Origin of the sequence: Pseudomonas sp. 43(2021), from assembly GCF_017490805.1 — a bacterium.
Taxonomy (GTDB): domain Bacteria; phylum Pseudomonadota; class Gammaproteobacteria; order Pseudomonadales; family Pseudomonadaceae; genus Aquipseudomonas.
Window position 1 is genome coordinate 1 of sequence record NZ_JAFGYJ010000280.1, and the last position, 513, is coordinate 513.

General features: G+C 60.0%; 1 protein-coding gene. It reads left to right on the forward strand.

All coding sequences use genetic code 11. The annotated features are described in order from the left end of the window. Window positions 1–177 precede the first annotated feature (177 nt). Window positions 178–498, forward strand: coding sequence for a hypothetical protein (locus J5M71_RS27210; RefSeq protein WP_207838633.1), 321 nt, complete (start codon window positions 178–180; stop codon window positions 496–498). The last annotated feature ends 15 nt before the right edge of the window (window positions 499–513 follow it).

Below are 513 nucleotides of genomic sequence, written 5' to 3' on the forward strand. Positions count from 1 at the left end.
ATGTGCCACTACTCTGACGCCAATATTCACACAATGACCATTCGGCGCCTTCTGGTTCCATTTGGCTTGCGCGGGACACTTTTCTTCTATTCTCAGGTCAAGGATATCGACAGTATCACTGGATCGAGCCAGTCCTCCCGTGGGGGCTGAATACCGGCTTTACTGAGGGTCGCCGCCATGTCGCGCAACCTCTGTCTCACACGTCCATGCCTGGGTCTGGTTACCCGGATCGAATGCGCCGTCAAGCCGCTGGCCGGCGACAACGGCATGTGGACGCTGCTCTTCGCGGCCGGCATGGCCGGCGAACAACCTTCCGCGATCAAAGCCCAGGGCCCGTTTCACGGCCCGGTCGCGGCCGAGTCGATTCTCGACACCATCGTTGAAAGCCTGACCTTGCATGGTTACGAACTGGCCGATGATCCGCAGATCTGGAGCTTGCATCTGCAAGCGCAGTTGCGGCAGATCAACGGCGGCCGTGGGCGCAGTCTCAACGGTTAAGGCGCCGTCTGGTCC